16 protein-coding genes are annotated in these 18,295 nt (G+C 55.9%); 4 read left to right on the top strand and 12 right to left on the bottom strand.

From position 1 onward, the window contains the following. Positions 1-19: 19 nt before the first annotated feature. The 9 genes from recO to rpoE all read right to left on the bottom strand — a co-directional run bounded on the left by recO (position 20) and on the right by rpoE (position 8,143). Positions 20-757: a DNA repair protein RecO gene (gene recO / locus EBL_RS04775; RefSeq protein WP_002441418.1), complete on the bottom strand. Its 738-nt coding sequence runs from the start codon at positions 755-757 to the stop codon at positions 20-22. A gap of 12 nt (positions 758-769) precedes the next feature. Further along, positions 770-1,675: a GTPase Era gene (gene era, locus EBL_RS04770; protein WP_002441421.1), complete on the bottom strand. Its 906-nt coding sequence runs from the start codon at positions 1,673-1,675 to the stop codon at positions 770-772. Then, the gene (gene rnc / locus EBL_RS04765) at positions 1,672-2,352 is read right to left on the bottom strand and encodes a ribonuclease III (RefSeq protein WP_002441423.1); all 681 of its coding nucleotides are present in this window, start codon (positions 2,350-2,352) and stop codon (positions 1,672-1,674) included. The genes era and rnc overlap by 4 nt, the downstream gene beginning before the upstream one ends. 174 nt (positions 2,353-2,526) lie before the next feature. Then, entirely contained in the window at positions 2,527-3,489 is a 963-nt protein-coding gene (gene lepB / locus EBL_RS04760) for a signal peptidase I (protein WP_002441425.1), read from the bottom strand. Between the two features lie 14 nt (positions 3,490-3,503). Continuing rightward, positions 3,504-5,303 (bottom strand): translation elongation factor 4, encoded by a 1,800-nt coding sequence (lepA, locus tag EBL_RS04755; protein ID WP_002441427.1) that lies wholly within the window; start codon positions 5,301-5,303, stop codon positions 3,504-3,506. Between the two features lie 144 nt (positions 5,304-5,447). Further along, on the bottom strand, positions 5,448-5,918 hold the full coding sequence (gene rseC, locus EBL_RS04750; protein ID WP_002441429.1) for a SoxR-reducing system protein RseC: 471 nt from the start codon (positions 5,916-5,918) through the stop codon (positions 5,448-5,450). Continuing rightward, positions 5,915-6,880 (bottom strand): sigma-E factor regulatory protein RseB, encoded by a 966-nt coding sequence (gene rseB / locus EBL_RS04745; RefSeq protein ID WP_002441431.1) that lies wholly within the window; start codon positions 6,878-6,880, stop codon positions 5,915-5,917. Before rseB ends, rseC begins: the two co-directional genes overlap by 4 nt. Continuing rightward, on the bottom strand, positions 6,880-7,536 hold the full coding sequence (rseA, locus tag EBL_RS04740) for an anti-sigma-E factor RseA (protein ID WP_002441433.1): 657 nt from the start codon (positions 7,534-7,536) through the stop codon (positions 6,880-6,882). Before rseA ends, rseB begins: the two co-directional genes overlap by 1 nt. A gap of 31 nt (positions 7,537-7,567) precedes the next feature. Continuing rightward, positions 7,568-8,143, bottom strand: a complete 576-nt coding sequence (gene rpoE / locus EBL_RS04735; RefSeq protein ID WP_002441435.1) for an RNA polymerase sigma factor RpoE — start codon at positions 8,141-8,143, stop codon at positions 7,568-7,570. A 417-nt stretch (positions 8,144-8,560) separates the two neighbouring features. Between rpoE and nadB the strand changes: the two genes are divergently transcribed. Continuing rightward, a complete protein-coding gene (nadB, locus tag EBL_RS04730; protein WP_002441438.1) occupies positions 8,561-10,180 on the top strand; it encodes an L-aspartate oxidase in 1,620 nt (539 codons plus the stop codon). Here the strand turns inward: nadB and trmN are convergent. After that, on the bottom strand, positions 10,165-10,902 hold the full coding sequence (gene trmN, locus EBL_RS04725; RefSeq protein ID WP_002441440.1) for a tRNA(1)(Val) (adenine(37)-N(6))-methyltransferase TrmN: 738 nt from the start codon (positions 10,900-10,902) through the stop codon (positions 10,165-10,167). The genes nadB and trmN overlap by 16 nt on opposite strands. 130 nt (positions 10,903-11,032) lie before the next feature. On the opposite strand from trmN, the gene srmB reads away from it, so the two are divergent. Beyond that, the gene (gene srmB, locus EBL_RS04720) at positions 11,033-12,355 is read left to right on the top strand and encodes an ATP-dependent RNA helicase SrmB (protein ID WP_002441442.1); all 1,323 of its coding nucleotides are present in this window, start codon (positions 11,033-11,035) and stop codon (positions 12,353-12,355) included. 115 nt (positions 12,356-12,470) lie between these two features. Here srmB and grcA read toward each other — a convergent pair whose 3' ends face one another. Further along, positions 12,471-12,854 carry an autonomous glycyl radical cofactor GrcA gene (grcA, locus tag EBL_RS04715; protein WP_002441444.1) on the bottom strand — a complete coding sequence of 128 codons (384 nt, stop codon included), beginning with the start codon at positions 12,852-12,854 and terminating at the stop codon, positions 12,471-12,473. Between the two features lie 358 nt (positions 12,855-13,212). Here grcA and ung point away from each other — a divergent pair, with 358 nt between their 5' ends. Together ung and EBL_RS04705 are read left to right on the top strand one after the other, a co-directional pair. After that, a complete protein-coding gene (gene ung / locus EBL_RS04710) occupies positions 13,213-13,902 on the top strand; it encodes a uracil-DNA glycosylase (protein WP_002441445.1) in 690 nt (229 codons plus the stop codon). Between the two features lie 228 nt (positions 13,903-14,130). Then, positions 14,131-17,094, top strand: coding sequence for a non-ribosomal peptide synthetase (locus EBL_RS04705; protein ID WP_002441448.1), 2,964 nt, complete (start codon positions 14,131-14,133; stop codon positions 17,092-17,094). Between the two features lie 45 nt (positions 17,095-17,139). On the opposite strand, the gene EBL_RS04700 is transcribed toward EBL_RS04705, so the two are convergent. Beyond that, entirely contained in the window at positions 17,140-18,171 is a 1,032-nt protein-coding gene (locus tag EBL_RS04700; RefSeq protein ID WP_002441450.1) for a tRNA/rRNA methyltransferase, read from the bottom strand. Positions 18,172-18,295 lie beyond the last annotated feature (124 nt).

Here is an 18,295-nt window from a genome sequence, read left to right as displayed (position 1 = left end):
CGGCAGAGAAATTCGTGTATTACTGTTCCCCTTCCCCGGCGGGCGGCAGGCTTTTACGCGGAATAAACTGGCGGAAGAGCTCGCGGCTTTTCAGCGGTTTCCCCCCCAGGTAGGGCTTCAGGGCGATGCGGGTAAAGCGTTTGGCGGCCCGCAGTGTCTCCTGGTCCGGGAACTCCCGGGCATACAGGGCGCGCAACTGGCGGCCGGTAAAGCTGCGGTTATCCACCACCAGGCTGGCAATAAAGCCTTTCTCTTCCCGGTAGCGGTAGGTCATGGTATCGGCAACCTCTTCACCGCTACCGGCACAGTGCAGAAAATCCACCCCGTAGCCAAGGTGGCCCAGCAGCGCCAGCTCAAAGCGGCGCAGGGCCGGCTCAGGCGAGCCGGAGGTCCCGGCCAGTGCCTGCAGGCAGTAAAGATAATCAAAGAACAGTTCAGAGAAGCTGATCTCTTGTTCCAGAACCCGCGACAGGAGCTCGTTCACATAAAGACCGCTGTATAAGGGGATACCGCTCAGCGGTAATGCCAGAGAGACGGCTTCGGCGTTACGCAGGGTTTTAACCTCACCCCGCCCCCCCCAGCGCACCAGCAGAGGGGTAAATGGCTGTAGCGTGCCTTTCAGGGTTGAACGCCGGGCCCGCGCGCCTTTAGCAACCAGGCGCACGCGCCCTGAGGTTTCGCTGAACAGATCGAGCAGCAGGCTGGTTTCGCTCCAGGGGCGACTATGCAGTACAAATGCCCGCTGCCAGCCTTCCATCAGGGAGCCCTGTTACAGATCTTCGCCGTAGCCCAGGCTGCGCAGCGCACGTTCGTCATCCGCCCAGCCAGATTTCACTTTCACCCACAGCTCAAGGTGAACTTTAGCTTCGAACATCTCTTCCATATCCCGGCGGGCTTCAATACCGATGGTTTTGATCTTCGAGCCTTTGTTGCCGATAACCATCTTTTTCTGGCCTTCACGCTCAACCAGAATCAGACCGTTAATATCGTAACCGCCGCGCTCATTGCTCACGAAGCGTTCAATTTCCACGGTCACCGAATAGGGCAGCTCCGCCCCGAGGAAACGCATCAGCTTTTCGCGGATAATTTCGGAGGCCATAAAGCGCTGGGAGCGGTCCGTAATGTAGTCTTCCGGGAAGTGGTGAATCGCCTCCGGCAGGTGCTTGCGCACAATTCCGGCGATAGTATCAACATTCAGCCCGGTCTCTGCGGACATGGGCACAATATCCAGGAAGTTCATCTGGCTGCCCAGGAACTGCAGGTGCGGCAGCAGGTCGGCTTTTTCCTGGATGTTATCCACTTTGTTGACCGCCAGAATTACCGGGGCTTTGCCGTCACGCAGTTTGTTGAGCACCATTTCGTCATCGGCGGTCCAGCGGGTGCCTTCCACCACGAAGATAACCAGCTCAACATCGCCAATCGAGCTGCTGGCGGCGCGGTTCATCAGGCGGTTGATGGCGCGCTTTTCTTCCATGTGCAGCCCCGGGGTATCCACATAAATGGCCTGGTAAGGCCCTTCCGTGTGGATGCCCACAATCCGGTGCCGGGTGGTCTGCGCCTTGCGCGAGGTAATGGATATCTTCTGCCCCAGTAGCTGGTTCAGCAGGGTGGATTTCCCGACGTTCGGTCGCCCGACAATCGCCACAAATCCACAGTAACTCTTCTCTTCACTCATTCCAGCTCCAGCTTTTTCAGCGCCATTTCAGCGGCTGCCTGCTCCGCTTTACGGCGGCTGGAACCTATACCAATAACAGGTTCACTCAGGCCACTTACCTGACAATGGATAGTAAATTCTTGATCATGGGCCTCACCGCGAACCTGAACAACCAGATAGGACGGCAGCGGCAGGTGTCTGCCCTGCAGATACTCCTGCAGGCGGGTTTTCGGATCTTTTTGCTTATCGCCCGGGCTGATCTCGTCAAGACGGGTCTGATACCAGGTGAGGATCAGCCGCTCAATGTTCTGGATATCGCTATCCAGGAAGATCCCGCCAATCAGCGCCTCTACGGTATCGGCCAGAATTGACTCACGGCGGAACCCGCCGCTTTTCAGCTCGCCAGGCCCCAGGCGCAGGCATTCACCCAGTTCGAACTCGCGGGCAATTTCTGCCAGCGTGTTACCGCGAACCAGCGTGGCGCGCATCCGGCTCATATCGCCCTCGTCCACACGCGGGAAGCGGTGATACAGCGCATTGGCAATCACGAAGCTGAGAATGGAGTCACCCAGAAACTCCAGTCGTTCATTATGTTTGCTGCTGGCGCTACGGTGGGTCAATGCCTGTTGCAACAAATCCTGATGTTGAAAAGTGTAGCCCAGCTTACGCTGGAGACGGTTAATTACTATGGGGTTCATGCGATACCAATATGTGAATGCGTCAAAAATTCAGCACACGGAACAGACCTGACAGGCTCCGATGATTCAACACTGTTTCGTGTGCTGTGGCTCCCTTACGGGAGCCAGCCAAAACTCGGGGAAATATTCTATACACAACGACAGGGGATGTCGTTAGTGATTAGGGATAATTTATTAATGAATTCCGCCAATACGGTTTAAACGCACACCGGTTGGCCATTCACCCTGCTGTTTTTCAAAGCTCATCCAGATAGCCACCGCTTTACCGACCAGATTTTGCTCAGGCACAAAGCCCCAGTAGCGGCTGTCGGCGCTGTTGTCGCGGTTATCACCCATCATAAAATAGTGTCCCGGCGGCACAATCCAGGTGTGCGTATTGTGGTAATACTCAGAGACGCGGTCGCTGGCAATGGGCAGAATCAGGATCTGATGCGCCACCTTGCCCAGCGTTTCGCTACGCTGCTGCATACGCTCGGCACCGTCCATGCTCTGGTCCAGGGGCACCTGGTAGAAACCGCTGGCGGCTTCCGCGTTGTAATAACTCGGGATCACTTGTTCAAATACACTGGGTTCAATATTTGAGTAGGTGATCGGCAGTGGGTCATCACAGGCCTGGCCTGAGCTGCAATTCGGCTCAACGGTCACTTCTTTGGCGATGGGATCGTAGCTCACCCGATCGCCAGGCAGCCCCACCACCCGCTTGATGTAGTCCAGCTGCGGATCACCGGGGTATTTAAATACCGCGATATCCCCGCGCTCAGGGTGGCCCGTTTCGATAAGGGTTTTCTGGTAGACCGGATCTTTAATGCCGTAGGCATATTTCTCAACCAGAATGAAATCGCCAATGAGCAGGGTCGGCATCATGGAGCCGGAGGGGATCTGAAAGGGCTCAAAAATAAATGAGCGGACAATCAGCACCACCGCCAGCACCGGAAAGACCGATGCGGTCGTCTCCAGCAAGCCAGGTTTCGCCCCCACTCTGGCCAGTGCGGCTTTGTCCAGGCTGTTCCCGGCTGCTGCCTGCGCGGCGGCGCGTTTTTCACGACGCTTTGCCGCGAAGACAAATTTATCCAGGCACCACAGCACCCCGGTGACCAGGGTGGCAATGACCAGGATAAGGGCAAACATATTAGCCATAACGATTCCTTTAGTTATTTACCGTCTTTACCGACGTGCAGAATGGCCAGGAACGCTTCCTGCGGCAGCTCAACGTTGCCCACCTGTTTCATGCGTTTCTTACCCTCTTTCTGCTTCTGCAGCAGCTTTTTCTTACGGCTGATATCGCCGCCGTAACATTTGGCCAGTACGTTTTTACGCAGCTGTTTCACTGTGGAGCGCGCAATCACATGGGTGCCGATAGCCGCCTGAATGGCAATATCAAACATCTGGCGCGGGATAAGCTCTTTCATCTTCTCAACCAGCTCGCGCCCGCGATACGGTGCGTTATCGCTGTGGGTGATCAGAGCCAGCGCATCGACCCGCTCACCGTTGATCAGAATATCCACGCGCACCATTTTAGAGGCCTGGAAACGCTTGAAGTTATAATCCAGCGACGCATAACCACGGGAGGTGGACTTCAGCCGGTCGAAGAAGTCGAGCACCACTTCCGCCATGGGGATCTCGTAGGTCAGCGCGACCTGGTTACCGTGGTACACCATATTGGTCTGCACGCCACGCTTCTCGATACACAGGGTGATAACGTTGCCCAGAAACTCCTGAGGCAGCAGCATATGGCACTCGGCAATCGGCTCGCGTAATTCCGCAATATTGTTTACCGCAGGTAACTTAGACGGGCTGTCAACGTAAATCACCTCCCCGGCCGTGGTCGCCACTTCGTAAATTACCGTTGGCGCAGTGGTGATAAGATCCAGATCATATTCGCGCTCCAGGCGCTCCTGGATGATTTCCATATGCAGCAGGCCAAGGAAGCCACAGCGGAAGCCAAAGCCCAGCGCAGAGGAGCTCTCCGGCTCGTAGAACAGCGAGGCGTCGTTAAGGCTCAGTTTGCCCAGTGCGTCGCGAAAGCCTTCGTAGTCATCAGAGCTGACCGGGAACAGGCCCGCATAAACCTGAGGTTTAACTTTCTTAAAGCCGGGCAGCGGGCTTTGTGCCGGGTTGCGGGACAGGGTCAGCGTATCCCCCACCGGGGCCCCGAGGATGTCTTTAATCGCACACACCAGCCAGCCAACTTCGCCGCAGTTCAGCACATCCCGGTCTATCTGTTTCGGAGTGAAGATCCCCAGGCGATCGGCGTTATACACCTGCCCGGTGCTCATCACTTTGATTTTGTCACCTTTGCGCAGCGTGCCGTTTTTGATTCGCACCAGAGAGACAACCCCGAGGTAGTTATCAAACCAGGAGTCAATAATCAGCGCCTGCAGCGGTGCGTCCGGATCCCCTTCCGGCGGCGGGATGTCGCGCACCAGGCGCTCAAGCACATCCTGCACGCCAATGCCGGTTTTCGCCGAGCAGCGCACCGCATCGGTGGCGTCGATCCCGACGATATCTTCAATCTCTTCGCTCACCCGCTCCGGATCGGCAGCAGGCAGGTCGATTTTATTGAGTACCGGCACCACTTCCAGATCCATCTCAATGGCGGTATAGCAGTTCGCCACGGTCTGGGCTTCTACACCCTGGCCGGCATCCACCACCAGCAGCGCCCCTTCGCAGGCCGCCAGAGAGCGGGACACTTCATAAGAGAAGTCAACGTGGCCCGGGGTGTCGATAAAGTTAAGCTGGTATGTCTCCCCGTCGGAGGCTTTGTAATCCAGGGTCACACTCTGTGCTTTGATAGTGATACCGCGCTCGCGCTCCAGGTCCATGGAGTCAAGCACCTGGGCTGCCATTTCGCGATCGGACAGGCCACCGCAAATCTGGATGATACGGTCAGAGAGTGTGGACTTACCGTGGTCAATGTGGGCAATGATAGAGAAATTTCGTATATTCTTCATATTTAATAAGTTATTGGATCACTGTCCGTAAATTACGTGGGAATGGCGCGCCGTGAAGGGAACCCCTTGTTGACACGCCATCCATTAATAATGGCGAGCATATTACACTGTACAAGAGGTTGAGTCAGCAGATGTTCATTGTCGTCAGCGGCTGCTGACATCGTCGACCTGTAGCTGATCGGCGGTGAGCGCCACATTAAGAATCACCGGTTGCCAGCTCTCCCGCGCGGCGACCCGTGCAGAAAACCCTCTGGCAACCAGAAAACCACCTACCCCGCCCAGCAGCGCACCGCAAAATGCAGCGGCATCGCTACCAAAACAGAGCTGGAACAGGCCCGCGACCAGGAACAACCCCAGTAGCGGCGATAAATAGACCAGCATTGCAGAGCCCAGCAGGCTTGATTCGGTGATCCCAAGCTCCACTTTCTGGCCTGCCGCCAGGGGGGAATCCCAGCGCACGGCGATGGTGTGTTCAGTTTCGGGCCCCAGTTTATTCAGCACCCGGGTTCCGCAACCGGAACGTGACGCACAGCTGTTGCAAGCGGTTTTGACATCGCAACGCACCAGCGCTTCACCATTTTGCCACGACACCACCGTGGCCCATTCGCGCATCATCGGGTAGCCCTGGAGGTTACGCTGTCGGCAATACGTTTTGCCGTCTGCGGCGGAAGCTCGCCCACCACGGTTATTTCCATATTGTCGCGCACTTCGGTGCTTACCGTGCGGCGGCCATTACGCAGCAGTTGCTCACCGCTGCTGGTGGCTCCCGCTGTACCGGCGCGGCTGACATTAACCGAGAAGCTGAACAGCCCGTCTGTATACAGGCGGGATTCAACCGGCAGCTCCATACCGGGCAGCGGGCGTTTGCTGCTTGAGACGGCTTTAAAGCCCTGTGGGAGCCAGGACGGCGCCCAGGCGAAATTCACGTTTTTATCATCCGGCACCGCCAGTAGCGGTGGCAGGTTGGCTTTCTCCAGCGCCTGGATGGAGGGGTTCATCTGGTTAACGGCAAAAGAGATAACCCGGAACTGCTCCAGGGTTTCACCGTCGCGATCCAGTAAGTCCACCCGCAGCGGCAGTTTGGTTTCCGTGTCCATCCATACGATATAGCTGTAGCGCGTGCCGTCCCGGGAGACCACGCGGATCACTTCACACAGCCGGTCGGCAATGCGGGTGCGGCCCACAGCGATAAAATCATAGGAGGAGGAGAGTTTTTTAAAATCTGCGTAAACCACAGAAGGCAGCGAATCGACAATGTAGTCGCCGGTCAGCGTAAACGGCTCGAGCCCGGGTTCAAAGTAGCTTATCTCGCCACCGCGCTGCACCACTTCCCGGCGCGGCCCGTCCATTTGCAGTAACTGCGCATAGGTTTTGCTTGCCAGGCGGGCATGACGATAACGCAGGGATTCAACCCCCTGTTTATTGATGCTGATGAACGCCAGTTCATAGTTGAGCGACTGGCTTGCCACGTTCATCTGCTGCAATAACGCCCCGGATGAAATCGTATCTGCCGGGGCGTTACTTGAGAAGAACAGGCTGCCAGCGAGTAAGGAGACGGCACACCAAAGTTGCTTCATTACTGCGATATGGTTCCTAAAGTCTGATTTCCTGGTACCTGGAGCGCGGCCTGCTGCGTTTGTGCGTTCTCTATCTGCAGCTGCTCTGCGTGGAGGCGACGCTGCAATTCATAGTCCTGCAACATAGCATTAATTCTACGCCGCTGTTCCTGAAGTTGCTGCTGATTCCCTGCTGCGGCCGTAGCCGTGCCATCTACCGGTACCCCAAGGCTAACCGGGCTGGCTTTGCCCATCATAGGCATGGTGTTAAAGGCGGGTGTATCAGACTGTGCGGCAGAACCGGCCGGGGCGTTGTAGTGCTGGACCCCCACAATGACTGCCAGCGACACACAGGCCGCGACGCCAATCTGGGTAATCTGACTGGCCCACGGGCGAATTTTCTGCCAGAACGGCATTTTTTGCCACTGATGCGGTGCGGGTTGCTGCTCAGGAATGACCGGGGAAACCCGGTGTTTTGGCTCATCCTGGATAGCGGCCATCACATTGGCCGAGATATCAAGATGGATAACATCGCCGGTATCACCCCGCATTGTATCGCGGATCAGGTGGTAACTCGCCCACGATTGCTGGAGCGACGCGTCTTCAGACAGCGCATTCAGCAGTTCAGGGTCGAGGTTTTCTCCATCCATTAAAGCGGAAAGTTTCTCTTTCTGCATACCTAATACCTTTTCCAGTATCCCGCTATCGTCAACGCCGGATAAGCGGTTGAACTTTATTATCAATCGCTTCCCGCGCCCGGAAAATGCGGGAGCGCACTGTTCCCACCGGGCAGTCCATAATGGCTGCTATCTCTTCATAGCTTAAACCATCAAGCTCCCGTAGGGTAATTGCCATACGTAAATCTTCCGGGAGGGACTCAATTGTACGGAAAACGATTTGTCTCAGTTCCTCTGACAACATTAAATTCTCAGGGTTCGAAATTTCTTTCAGTGCCCCGCCACTTTCAAAGTTTTCAGCCTCATTGGCATCAACATCACTTGCTGGCGGACGACGCCCCTGAGCAACCAGGTAATTTTTTGCCGTATTGACAGCAATACGATACAGCCAGGTGTAAAACGCACTATCGCCGCGGAACGAATCCAGCGCCCGATAAGCCTTGATAAAAGACTCCTGAACCACGTCAGGCACGTCTCCTGAAGGCACATAGCGGGAAACCAGACTCGCCACTTTATTCTGATAGCGGACTACCAGTAGGTTGAACGATTTCTGATCTCCCTTCTGGACCCGCTCAACAAGAACCTGATCCGTTAACTGCTCGCTCATCCGAGGTAAAGTCTCCCCAAACCAATTGCCACGCGTAATTGAACTACCACTTAACCCTGCGCCATCATGAGCAAGCAGGTATATGAGTCTCGATTGCTGGTAAAGTTCATTTACGCTTTTAGTTTTGCCGATAGATTTCGCGAAATGCTCATTTTTGTGTCGTTGTTCGTTTCGCGGCCCGTGAGGCTAACACAGTTACTCTAACGCATTGTTAAATGTACATCATGCAGAGTATCGCATGCATCGCGGTTTTTCATCACCAAATAACACTCCTGTCCGGGTTTCCCATTTTTTACCCCACACCACCCCGCCACCGTTTGTTTAGTGGCTGCTAAACAAGAGACAAAAAAACGTGCTATTTGCACGATTCAGGTGCTATGCTCAGCAAACATTGTTTAGTAAATTAAACACAACATCATGAACACAGCTTCTCAACTCTCCTGCGATGTGTTGATCATTGGCAGCGGTGCTGCGGGTCTTTCCGTCGCTCTGCGTCTTGCCGAAACCCGGAATGTGATAGTGCTCAGTAAAGGCCCGCTGGCAGAAGGCTCTACCTTCTATGCCCAGGGCGGCATTGCGGCTGTCTTTGATGAGTCTGACAGTATTGATTTACATGTTGATGATACGCTGGTCGCCGGGGCGGGAATTTGCGATCCCCATGCGGTGCGCTTTGTCGCCAGCCACGCCCGCCACTGTGTGGAGTGGCTGATAGACCAGGGGGTCCTGTTTGACACCCAGCCAGACGCGCAGGGCAATGAATGCTACCACCTCACCCGGGAGGGCGGGCACAGCCACCGTCGTATCCTTCACGCGGCAGATGCCACCGGTAAAACCGTAGAAACCACCCTCGTCAGCCTGGCGAAAAACCACCCGGGGATCCGGATTATGGAGCACCGCAGCGCGGTGGACCTGATCACCACGGAACATACCGGGCAGCCAGGCAGTCGCCAGGTTCAGGGGGCATGGATCCTCGATAATCAGAGCGGGGATATTCAGCCCTGCCGGGCGAAGGTTGTCGTGCTGGCAACCGGAGGAGCCGCCCGGGTATACCCCTATACAACCAACCCGGAAATCGCCTGCGGCGATGGCGTTGCCATGGCCTGGCGCGCCGGGTGCCGGGTGGCAAACCTGGAGTTTAACCAGTTCCACCCGACGGCACTGCACCACTACGGGGCGCGTAATTTTTTACTGACCGAGGCGCTGCGCGGGGAAGGCGCGTGGCTCACCCGCCCGGACGGCACACGCTTTATGCCGGACATTGACCCCCGGGCTGAGCTTGCCCCAAGGGACATTGTCGCCCGGGCGATTGATCATGAAATCAAACGCCTTGGCGCGGAGTGTATGTATCTGGATATCAGCCATAAACCGGCTGAATTTATCCGCCACCATTTCCCGACCATTTATGAAAAACTGCTCGGCCTGGGGATTGATATTACCCGGGAGCCGATCCCCATTGTGCCGGCGGCCCATTACACCTGCGGCGGCGTGATGGTCGACGATAACGGCCAGACCGATCTCCCCGGCCTGTATGCCGTCGGCGAGGTGAGCTACACCGGCCTGCACGGTGCAAACCGTCTGGCGTCTAACTCATTGCTGGAGTGTGTGGTGTACGGCTGGTCTGCCGCTGAGGATATCCGCCAGCGTATTGACGATATTGCGCCCCCACCCGCATTGCCCGGCTGGCAGCAGGGCAGCGAGCTGAGCCCGAATGAAGACGCCGTGATCCTGCATAACAGCCAGGAGCTGCGCCAGTGTATGTGGGACTATATGGGGATTGTCCGCACCACCAGCCGCCTGGAGCGCGCCGTGCGGCGCATTACGCTGCTGGAGCAGGAGTATTCCCGCTACTACAGTCACCGGCACATGACCCCCCGCCTGCTGGAGCTGCGTAACCTGATTCAGGTTGCCGGGCTGATGGTCGCCTGTGCTCAGGCCCGCAAAGAGAGCCGCGGGCTGCACTTTACGCTGGACTACCCCCGGGCGCAGGCCCAGTCAGGGCCTACGATTCTGGCCCCGGAAAACTACATAAACAGATAGAACCCCCCGGTCAGGGCGCAGAATTCCGGCGAATACTGCTGGTTTGGCCCACGGATCACCAGCCGGTCGTGGAAGCATTCACCACCGGCGGGTGATACCCCCAGCAATACCCGGTGTGAGGGGCGCTCTTCCATTTCACAGACATCGGTACGAAGCCGTAAGTGCCAGCCCTGCTCGCAGGCCAGGGCAATAAACTGCTCCCCCTGCAACTGGGGTAATACCACACAAAAAAAGCCCTCTTCGGTGATGTTCCGGGCCGCACAGCGCAGCAGTGCCGCATAATCCAGGGAGCCGGTATAGCGCGCCATCTCTCTGGCATCTGTTGCGCAGGCTACTCCCGGCTCATAATAAGGAGGGTTGCTGATTATCAAATCGTAACGCGACTGTTGCTGGCGGCTCCAGTGATCAATGTCATCCTCGTGGATGTGGATCTGCCCGGCCCAGGGAGAGGCGGCCACATTCTCCCGGGCCTGTTGTGCGGCGCTGGCATCCAGCTCAACCGCATCAATCTGCACGCCGGGCTGCGCCCGCTGGGCCAGCATCAGGGCCAGCAGGCCACTCCCGGTGCCAATATCCAGTATGCGGCGCGGGTGGGTTACCGGGGCCCAGGCCCCGAGCAGGATCCCGTCGGTGCCCACTTTCATGGCGCAGCGATCATGGGCGACAAAAAATTGTTTGAAGGTAAAGCCATTGCGCGGCAGTGGTTTTTTTTGTAATGGCATATCGACAGCTCACCAGAGAATTCGTCGTAGCATAGGGTAAAGCCGCGCGCTCTCCAAGGGCATCATGCGACAAACAGATGAAGATTTATCACGAAGCGTCTATAATCTGCGCCCCACACAGAGGTAGATCATGACTGTAACCACTTTTTCCGAACTCGAACTTGACGATAGCCTGCTGGACGCATTGCAGGACAAGGGGTTCACTCGCCCCACGGCTATTCAGGCCGCCGCTATTCCCCCTGCCCTGGAAGGGCGTGACGTTTTAGGCTCCGCGCCAACCGGAACCGGGAAAACTGCCGCTTATTTGCTGCCTGCGTTACAGCATCTGCTCGATTTCCCTCGCAAAAAGTCCGGGCCACCACGCATTCTTATCCTGACGCCAACCCGTGAGCTGGCAATGCAGGTGGCTGACCATGCCCGTGAGCTGGCAAAAAATACCCATCTGGATATTGCCACCATCACCGGGGGGGTGGCCTATATGAACCACGCGGAGGTTTTCAGTGAAAACCAGGATATCGTGGTGGCAACAACGGGCCGTCTGCTGCAGTACATAAAAGAAGAAAACTTTGACTGCCGGGCAGTAGAAACGCTGATCCTTGACGAAGCAGACCGCATGCTGGACATGGGTTTTGCGCAGGATATCGAACATATTGCCGGTGAAACCCGCTGGCGCAAACAGACGATGCTGTTCTCCGCCACGCTGGAAGGCAGCGCGATTATCGACTTCTCACAGCGCCTGCTGGAGGATCCGGTACAGGTTTCTGCTACCCCATCCACCCGCGAGCGGAAGAAAATCCACCAGTGGTACTACCGGGCAGACACCACCGAGCACAAAACCGCTCTGCTGGTGCATATGCTAAAACAGCCGGAGATGAGCCGCTCTATTGTCTTTGTGCGCAAACGCGAGCGGGTGCATGAAGTGGCCCAGTGGCTGCGTGAAGCCGGTATCGAGTGCTGCTACCTGGAAGGGGAAATGGTGCAGGCGAAGCGCAACGAAGCCATCAAACGCCTGACCGATGGCCGGGTTAATGTGCTGGTTGCGACGGATGTTGCCGCCCGCGGCATTGATATTGCGGATGTCAGCCATGTGTTTAACTTCGACATGCCGCGCAGTGGTGATACCTATCTGCACCGGATTGGCCGTACCGGCCGCGCTGGTCGTAAAGGAACGGCAATCTCGCTGGTTGAAGCCCACGACTACCTGCTGCTGGAAAAGATCGGCCGCTATATTCAGGAGCCGCTGAAAGCCCGCGTAATCGACGAGCTGCGCCCCACCACCCGCGCCCCGAGTGTCAAACTCAAAGGCAAGCCTTCCAAAAAAACGCTGGCAAAACGGGAAGAAAAGAAAAAAGCGCAGGAAAAAGACCAGCACCGGACCAAAGACCGCCACCGGGTGAAGAAAAATATCGGCAAGCGCCGCAAACCCAGCGCAACCGGGCCGGTAACAGAATAAAACCTTATCATCAGAACGCCGGGAAACCGGCGTTTTTTTACCCTTTTGCCCGCTTCCGCCCATAAAAAAACCGCCGTCTCCGGCGGTTTTTTGTCTGCTGAATCAGCCCGGAATATTACAGGCTTTCAGTAAAGGTACGGGCGATAACGTCGCGCTGCTGCTCCGGAGTCAGAGAGTTGAAGCGCACCGCATAGCCGGAAACACGGATGGTCAGCTGCGGGTATTTTTCCGGATGTTTTACTGCGTCTTCCAGTGTTTCACGGCGCAGCACGTTTACGTTCAGGTGCTGGCCACCTTCAACACGCACTTCCGGTTTGATATCCATCGGAACTTCACGGTATTCAATCTGGCCCAGTTTGCTGACCGGAACAATTTCATCTTCAGCAAAACCACCTTTTGCACAGATGCAGCGCGCTTCGTTTTTCTCGCTGTCCAGCAGCCAGAAAGAGTTCAGAAGATCGTCGTTTGCTGCTTTAGTAATCTGAATACCAGTAATCATAAATGCCTCCCTAAGGCTTATGCTGTGTTCCCTCACCGGTCGTCGCCTGAATGCTCACGGCGGTGGGGTAACCATTCCCGGCCACTTCTGGCCAATTGGTAAAACCATTGTTTCGATGTTGTTTATATACCAGTCGTACGGGCGTCATTCTTTGATTAAAATCAATAAAAACCCAGGACACCAAAGCACCGAAAATTCATTTATTTGTTTTACATCAACTTAGCCAGATCGCCGCCTGCCGTTTATTTTGTAAATTATTGGCTATTTTTTGACCATACACCTTTTCGCCGCACGCCCGATTTTATTCTTGTCTGATAAGCAGTTAAGCTACGGCTAAACAATTCTTCAGGAGCGCGAGATGGGCACACCTCTCACCTGGCACGATGTGCTGGCGGACGAAAAACAACAACCTTACTTTATTCATACCCTGCAGGCCGTTGCGCAGCGCCGGGCTGAAGGCGTTACCGTATACCCCCCGCAAAAGGATGTTTTTAACGCGTTTCGCTATACCGAACTGGCGGATGTCCGGGTGGTGATCCTCGGCCAGGATCCTTACCACGGTGCCGGGCAGGCACACGGTCTGGCTTTTTCTGTACAGCCCGGAATCGCCATCCCCCCTTCTTTATTAAATATGTATAAAGAGCTGGAAGGCTCAGTCCCGGGGTTTGTACGCCCGCAGCATGGGTATCTGGAAAGCTGGGCCCGCCAGGGGGTGCTGCTGCTCAACACAGTGCTCACAGTAGAAGCAGGCCAGGCCCACTCCCACGCTAATCTGGGCTGGGAAACCTTTACCGATAAAGTTATCAGCCTGATTAACGAACACCGCCAGGGGGTGGTGTTTTTACTCTGGGGCGCCCATGCCCAGAAGAAGGGGCGCATTATTGACCGCCAGCGCCATGTTGTGCTCCAGGCGCCGCACCCGTCACCGCTTTCTGCGCATCGCGGGTTCTTTGGCTGCGGCCACTTTACCCGGACCAACAGCTGGCTTGCCGAACAGGGGCAGCCGGTTATCGACTGGACCCCCGTACTGCCCGGGCCACAGGCGTAACCCTCCGGCGGCAGCGCAAAAACCACGCTGCCGCCTGAACCGGTAACAGAAATAATATTTATCGTAGATCTCATTTTATCTTTATGAATATAAAGATGATTTTTCATTTATTTTTATTTACCATTCTCCACCGCTAATTTAACACCGTTTAATATATTAAAAACTATACTTAAGGCTTTCAGCGTTAAATACATCTCTCCGTATTCTGTCAAGCCATAGGGTATACTCATGCAAAATGTTTTAACCGCATTTCGCCAACAGGCCCGGCAGCACCCTGATAATATTGCCATTATTCACAACAATAAAACACTGACATACCAGTATGTTGAGCAGCAAAGCGATCGTCTGTGCCACCAGCTACAGCAGGCCGGAGTCTCACCGGGGGATGTTATCCCCCTGATTACGCTGCGCGCGCCAGAATATATTATTGGCATACTTGCTATTATAAAATCCGGCGCCAGTTACATTCCGGTGGATATTCACTACCCCCAAAAACGTATTAAACAAATAACCGAACAAAGTGGTTCCCCGGTTATTTTAATCAGCCACCGGGCTTTTACCGGGGCCGCAGGGGAAACGACAAAACATATTATTGCCATTGATGATATCCCCGACGATGATGTCACACCGGCCCCTGTCACGGCCCCCGCCCCTGAAGATACGGCCTATGTGATTTTCACCTCCGGCACAACCGGTATTCCCAAAGGGGTGATGGTATCCCACGCGTCACTCTATAACCTTATCGCCTGGCATAATGGGCAGTTTGATGTCACCGACCAGACCCGCAGCACACTGATCGCCGGTATTAGTTTCGATGTGGCGCAATGGGAAATCTGGTCACCGTTAATTTGCGGCGCTACGCTTATCCTGCCGGATAACGAAGACATTCGTTTACAGGCGGAATCCCTGATGCATTTCTTCGCGGCCCGCAATATCACCCACGCTTTTATTCCCACCGTTCTGGTGGCGGAGTTTATCCGCCAGCCCCAGCCAGATACTCTGGCACTGCGTTATCTTTTTACCGCCGGGGAGAAACTCAACCCTGTGGTACTGGGCAAGATCCGCTACCGGCTGATTGATTACTATGGTCCAACCGAAGCCACCATTTTTACGACCTGTAACCCGGTTATCTGTGCCAGCCAGAACCCGGAGCCCAGTATTGGAAGGCCCGTCGCCGGTGCTGAGATATTTATTCTTGATGAGCAGCTCCGCCCCATTTGCGGGGATGAACCCGGGGAGATTTTTATTTCCGGGCCGGGCTTAGCCCGCGGCTACCTGAACAATCCGCAACAGACCCGGGAAAAGTTTCTGACCCTTCCTTTTGCCCCGGGAAAGCGCCTGTACCGCAGCGGCGACCGCGCCCGCTGGCTGGCCGACGGGCGGATCCAGTACCTTGGCCGCCTGGATGATCAGGTAAAAATCAGGGGCAACCGGATAGAGCTGGCCGAGATTGAAAACGTACTGATGCGCGAAGCTGGCGTAAAAAGCGCTGTCGTGCTGCTCACTACAGGCAGTGCTACAGAAGAAAAGAAAATACTGGCTTTTGTTGTTACCGGGAACGTCAGCCGGGAAACGCTGCGTAACAGGCTAGCCGGGGATCTGCCAGCCTGGTGTATGCCGGCCGATATCCTTATCCTGCCGGGCCTGCCGCAAACCCCCAACGGGAAAACCGATAAACAGGCCCTGTTAGCGGCATATCAGGCCCACACTGTGGCACAGCCTGGTGCGGCATTCCGCGGGCGGGAATCTGAACTGGCCCGCATCTGGGAAACGTTGTTAGACCGCCCCATTCCCGGCCCTGATGATAACTTTTTCGATCTCGGCGGACACTCGCTGCTGGCAGCCAGACTGGCATCGGCTATCACCGCACAGACACAGGTTCGCGCCTATGTGCGCGATATCTATGATGCCCCCACAATAAGAACCCTCGCCACACTGCTGGAAGAGCGCAGCCACGCAGAGCCTGCCGTGGCCGATAACGAGCCGCTGCGCATACTGCAGGACGATATTTTCCTGCCGCAGGATCTGCCTGCCTGTGGGCAGATTGATGAGCAGCAGATCCGCGCGCCGCGTACCATCTTTCTGACCGGGGCGACGGGGTTTATCGGTTCACACCTGCTGGCTGATCTGCTGCAGACAACCCAGGCGGTGATTTACTGCCTGGTGCGCGCCAGAACACCCGCCCGGGCAGCGCAGAAAATAGACGCGACCCTGGCCCGTTACTCCATCTCCCTTTCCCGGGAGGTGCGCCAGCGTATCCGCCCGCTAGCCGGTGATGTGGCCGAGCCCGGTTTCGCCCTCGAAAACACCCTGTACCAGCAGCTATGCCAGACATGCGATATCGTCTATCACTCTGCCAGTGCGGTTAATTTTATCCAGCCCTACTCCTGGATGAAGCGCGATAATGTGCAGGGTCTGCGGGAAATTATTCGCTTCGCCTGTACCGGCAAAACCGCGCCGTTAATCCTGCTTTCCACCATTTCCGTGTACAGCTGGGGGCATCTCCATACGGGTAAGGAGGTGATGCATGAGCATGATGATATTGATCAGAACCTGCCTGCGGTTATTACCGATATCGGATACGTTCGCAGTAAGTGGGTGATGGAGAAAATTGCCGACCTGGCCGCCTCCCGTGGCCTGCCGCTGATGACATTCCGCCTGGGTTATGCCACCACTCACAGCCAGACCGGTGTCAGCGCCGATTACCAGTGGTGGGGGCGGCTGGTCAAAACCTGTCTTGATTCCGGCACGGTTCCGGAACTGCAAAACTTACGTGAAGGGCTGACAACCGTGGACTACATGACGAATGCCATTGCCTGGATCTCCCGTAATCCACAGGCTCTGGGCCATAAATTTAACCTGATCCACGAACAGCAAAATAACCTGACACTGAACGCGTTTTTCAACCTGCTTGAGACACACTTCGGGTTTACGTTCCGCCGCCTCCCCTTTGCGCACTGGTGCGCCCAGTGGGAGAACGACATGACCGCCCCCCTGTACCCGCTGCTCAGCCTGTTTAAGGACAATATGGTGGCCGGGCAATCCACCGTGCAGCTGTATCAGAATACCTACAAGTGGGACTGCAGTAACGTGAAACGCTTCCTGCACAACAGTGGTATCCGGGAGCCCGTCTTCACCCGTGAATTACTGGCCCGCTACCTGCAGCACTCTATCGGGTATGCCGGTCTGTAAAAACAAAAACGCCTGCATCCGCAGGCGTTTTTGTTTGTCCGGGTATCAGGCTTTATGCTGTCGCCACCACTCGGCCAGCACAACACCGGTCGCCACCGAGACATTCAGGCCATCCACATCACCGGTGCCATTCACCGACACCAGCATATCGCTGTGGTTCAACGCGTCAGACTCTTGCTCTTCACGCTCAAAACCCGGCACCAGCACCATCTTCTGCGGCAGCTGGGTTTTAAACAGCGGCAGCCCGGCACCGGTAACAGTACTTACCACCGTATAGCCCGCCTCGCGGAACTGATCCAGCGCCGCGGCAAAGCTGGCTCCGGTAATCGCCTGCACATGCTCCGCGCCGCCTTCGGCAGTACGCACCGCCGCACCGGACTCCAGCACCGCTGCATCGGGCACTAATACGCCCTTCGCGCCGAAGTGTGCACAGGTGCGCAGCATTGCCCCCACATTATGCGGGTTGCCGATATCTTCCAGCGCCAGTACACAGTCATCGGCCGGGGCATTGTCAATCCACTGCTCAACCGCCATGCCATTGCGCTTTTTGATCAGGAAGCATACGCCGCCGTGGCGCTCGGTGCCGGAGGCTTTGGCCAGTTCAGCGTCATCCACCACGTGGTAGGCTTTGCGGTTGGCGGCCATCCAGCGCAGTGCTTCTTTAAAGCGCGGGGTCACACTCTGGATAAACCAGGCGCGAACAATGGATTCCGGACGGTTACGAAACAGTGACTGGCAGGCATTTTCGCCATATACCCGCGTCTCTTCCGCGCGCTGGCGGCGCAGAATCTCGGGATCAATATAGCTTTTACCACTGATGCCGCCGTGATCCGGGGTGTCGTTGGCCTCGTCACCCGGAGCCCGGGAAACGGTGCGCCACGGAGAGGTCTCACGTTTACGGTCACGTCCGGCTGATTTATCATCGCGAGAACCGCGGCGGCCCCCTTCCTGGCGAGGCGTATTACGTCCGCCGCCCTTTCCGGTACGTGGGTTATGGCCGCGTGTTTCGGATTCGTCATCACTGCGGACATACATCACTTTGACCTTGCCGCTCTTACCTTTTAATTCGTCGTTCATGCTTTTCTCCACCAGCTAGCTCTGCGCGAAGGGCGCAGATTACCTGATGTCCCGGCGCTAAGCCATTATCTTTATCCAAAAGCTACTATCTATTGTACCCATTGAATAAACCAGATTGTCGGAT

Source organism: Shimwellia blattae DSM 4481 = NBRC 105725 (assembly GCF_000262305.1).
GTDB classification, from domain to species: Bacteria; Pseudomonadota; Gammaproteobacteria; order Enterobacterales; family Enterobacteriaceae; genus Shimwellia; species Shimwellia blattae.
Note: the sequence above shows the minus strand (reverse complement) of the source record. Positions and strands in the feature narration are given on the sequence as shown.

What these genes read in the sequence shown, in the direction of transcription:
- srmB (WP_002441442.1), top strand. Translation starts at nt 11,033, where the DNA reads ATGACTGTAACCACTTTTTCCGAACTCGAACTTGACGATAGCCTGCTG.
- rseB (WP_002441431.1), bottom strand. Translation starts at nt 6,880, where the DNA reads ATGAAGCAACTTTGGTGTGCCGTCTCCTTACTCGCTGGCAGCCTGTTC.
- ung (WP_002441445.1), top strand. Translation starts at nt 13,213, where the DNA reads ATGGGCACACCTCTCACCTGGCACGATGTGCTGGCGGACGAAAAACAA.
- EBL_RS04705 (WP_002441448.1), top strand. Translation starts at nt 14,131, where the DNA reads ATGCAAAATGTTTTAACCGCATTTCGCCAACAGGCCCGGCAGCACCCT.
- recO (WP_002441418.1), bottom strand. Translation starts at nt 757, where the DNA reads ATGGAAGGCTGGCAGCGGGCATTTGTACTGCATAGTCGCCCCTGGAGC.
- rnc (WP_002441423.1), bottom strand. Translation starts at nt 2,352, where the DNA reads ATGAACCCCATAGTAATTAACCGTCTCCAGCGTAAGCTGGGCTACACT.
- grcA (WP_002441444.1), bottom strand. Translation starts at nt 12,854, where the DNA reads ATGATTACTGGTATTCAGATTACTAAAGCAGCAAACGACGATCTTCTG.
- rseA (WP_002441433.1), bottom strand. Translation starts at nt 7,536, where the DNA reads ATGCAGAAAGAGAAACTTTCCGCTTTAATGGATGGAGAAAACCTCGAC.
- rseC (WP_002441429.1), bottom strand. Translation starts at nt 5,918, where the DNA reads ATGATGCGCGAATGGGCCACGGTGGTGTCGTGGCAAAATGGTGAAGCG.
- trmN (WP_002441440.1), bottom strand. Translation starts at nt 10,902, where the DNA reads ATGCCATTACAAAAAAAACCACTGCCGCGCAATGGCTTTACCTTCAAA.
- EBL_RS04700 (WP_002441450.1), bottom strand. Translation starts at nt 18,171, where the DNA reads ATGAACGACGAATTAAAAGGTAAGAGCGGCAAGGTCAAAGTGATGTAT.
- era (WP_002441421.1), bottom strand. Translation starts at nt 1,675, where the DNA reads ATGAGTGAAGAGAAGAGTTACTGTGGATTTGTGGCGATTGTCGGGCGA.
- nadB (WP_002441438.1), top strand. Translation starts at nt 8,561, where the DNA reads ATGAACACAGCTTCTCAACTCTCCTGCGATGTGTTGATCATTGGCAGC.
- rpoE (WP_002441435.1), bottom strand. Translation starts at nt 8,143, where the DNA reads ATGAGCGAGCAGTTAACGGATCAGGTTCTTGTTGAGCGGGTCCAGAAG.
- lepA (WP_002441427.1), bottom strand. Translation starts at nt 5,303, where the DNA reads ATGAAGAATATACGAAATTTCTCTATCATTGCCCACATTGACCACGGT.
- lepB (WP_002441425.1), bottom strand. Translation starts at nt 3,489, where the DNA reads ATGGCTAATATGTTTGCCCTTATCCTGGTCATTGCCACCCTGGTCACC.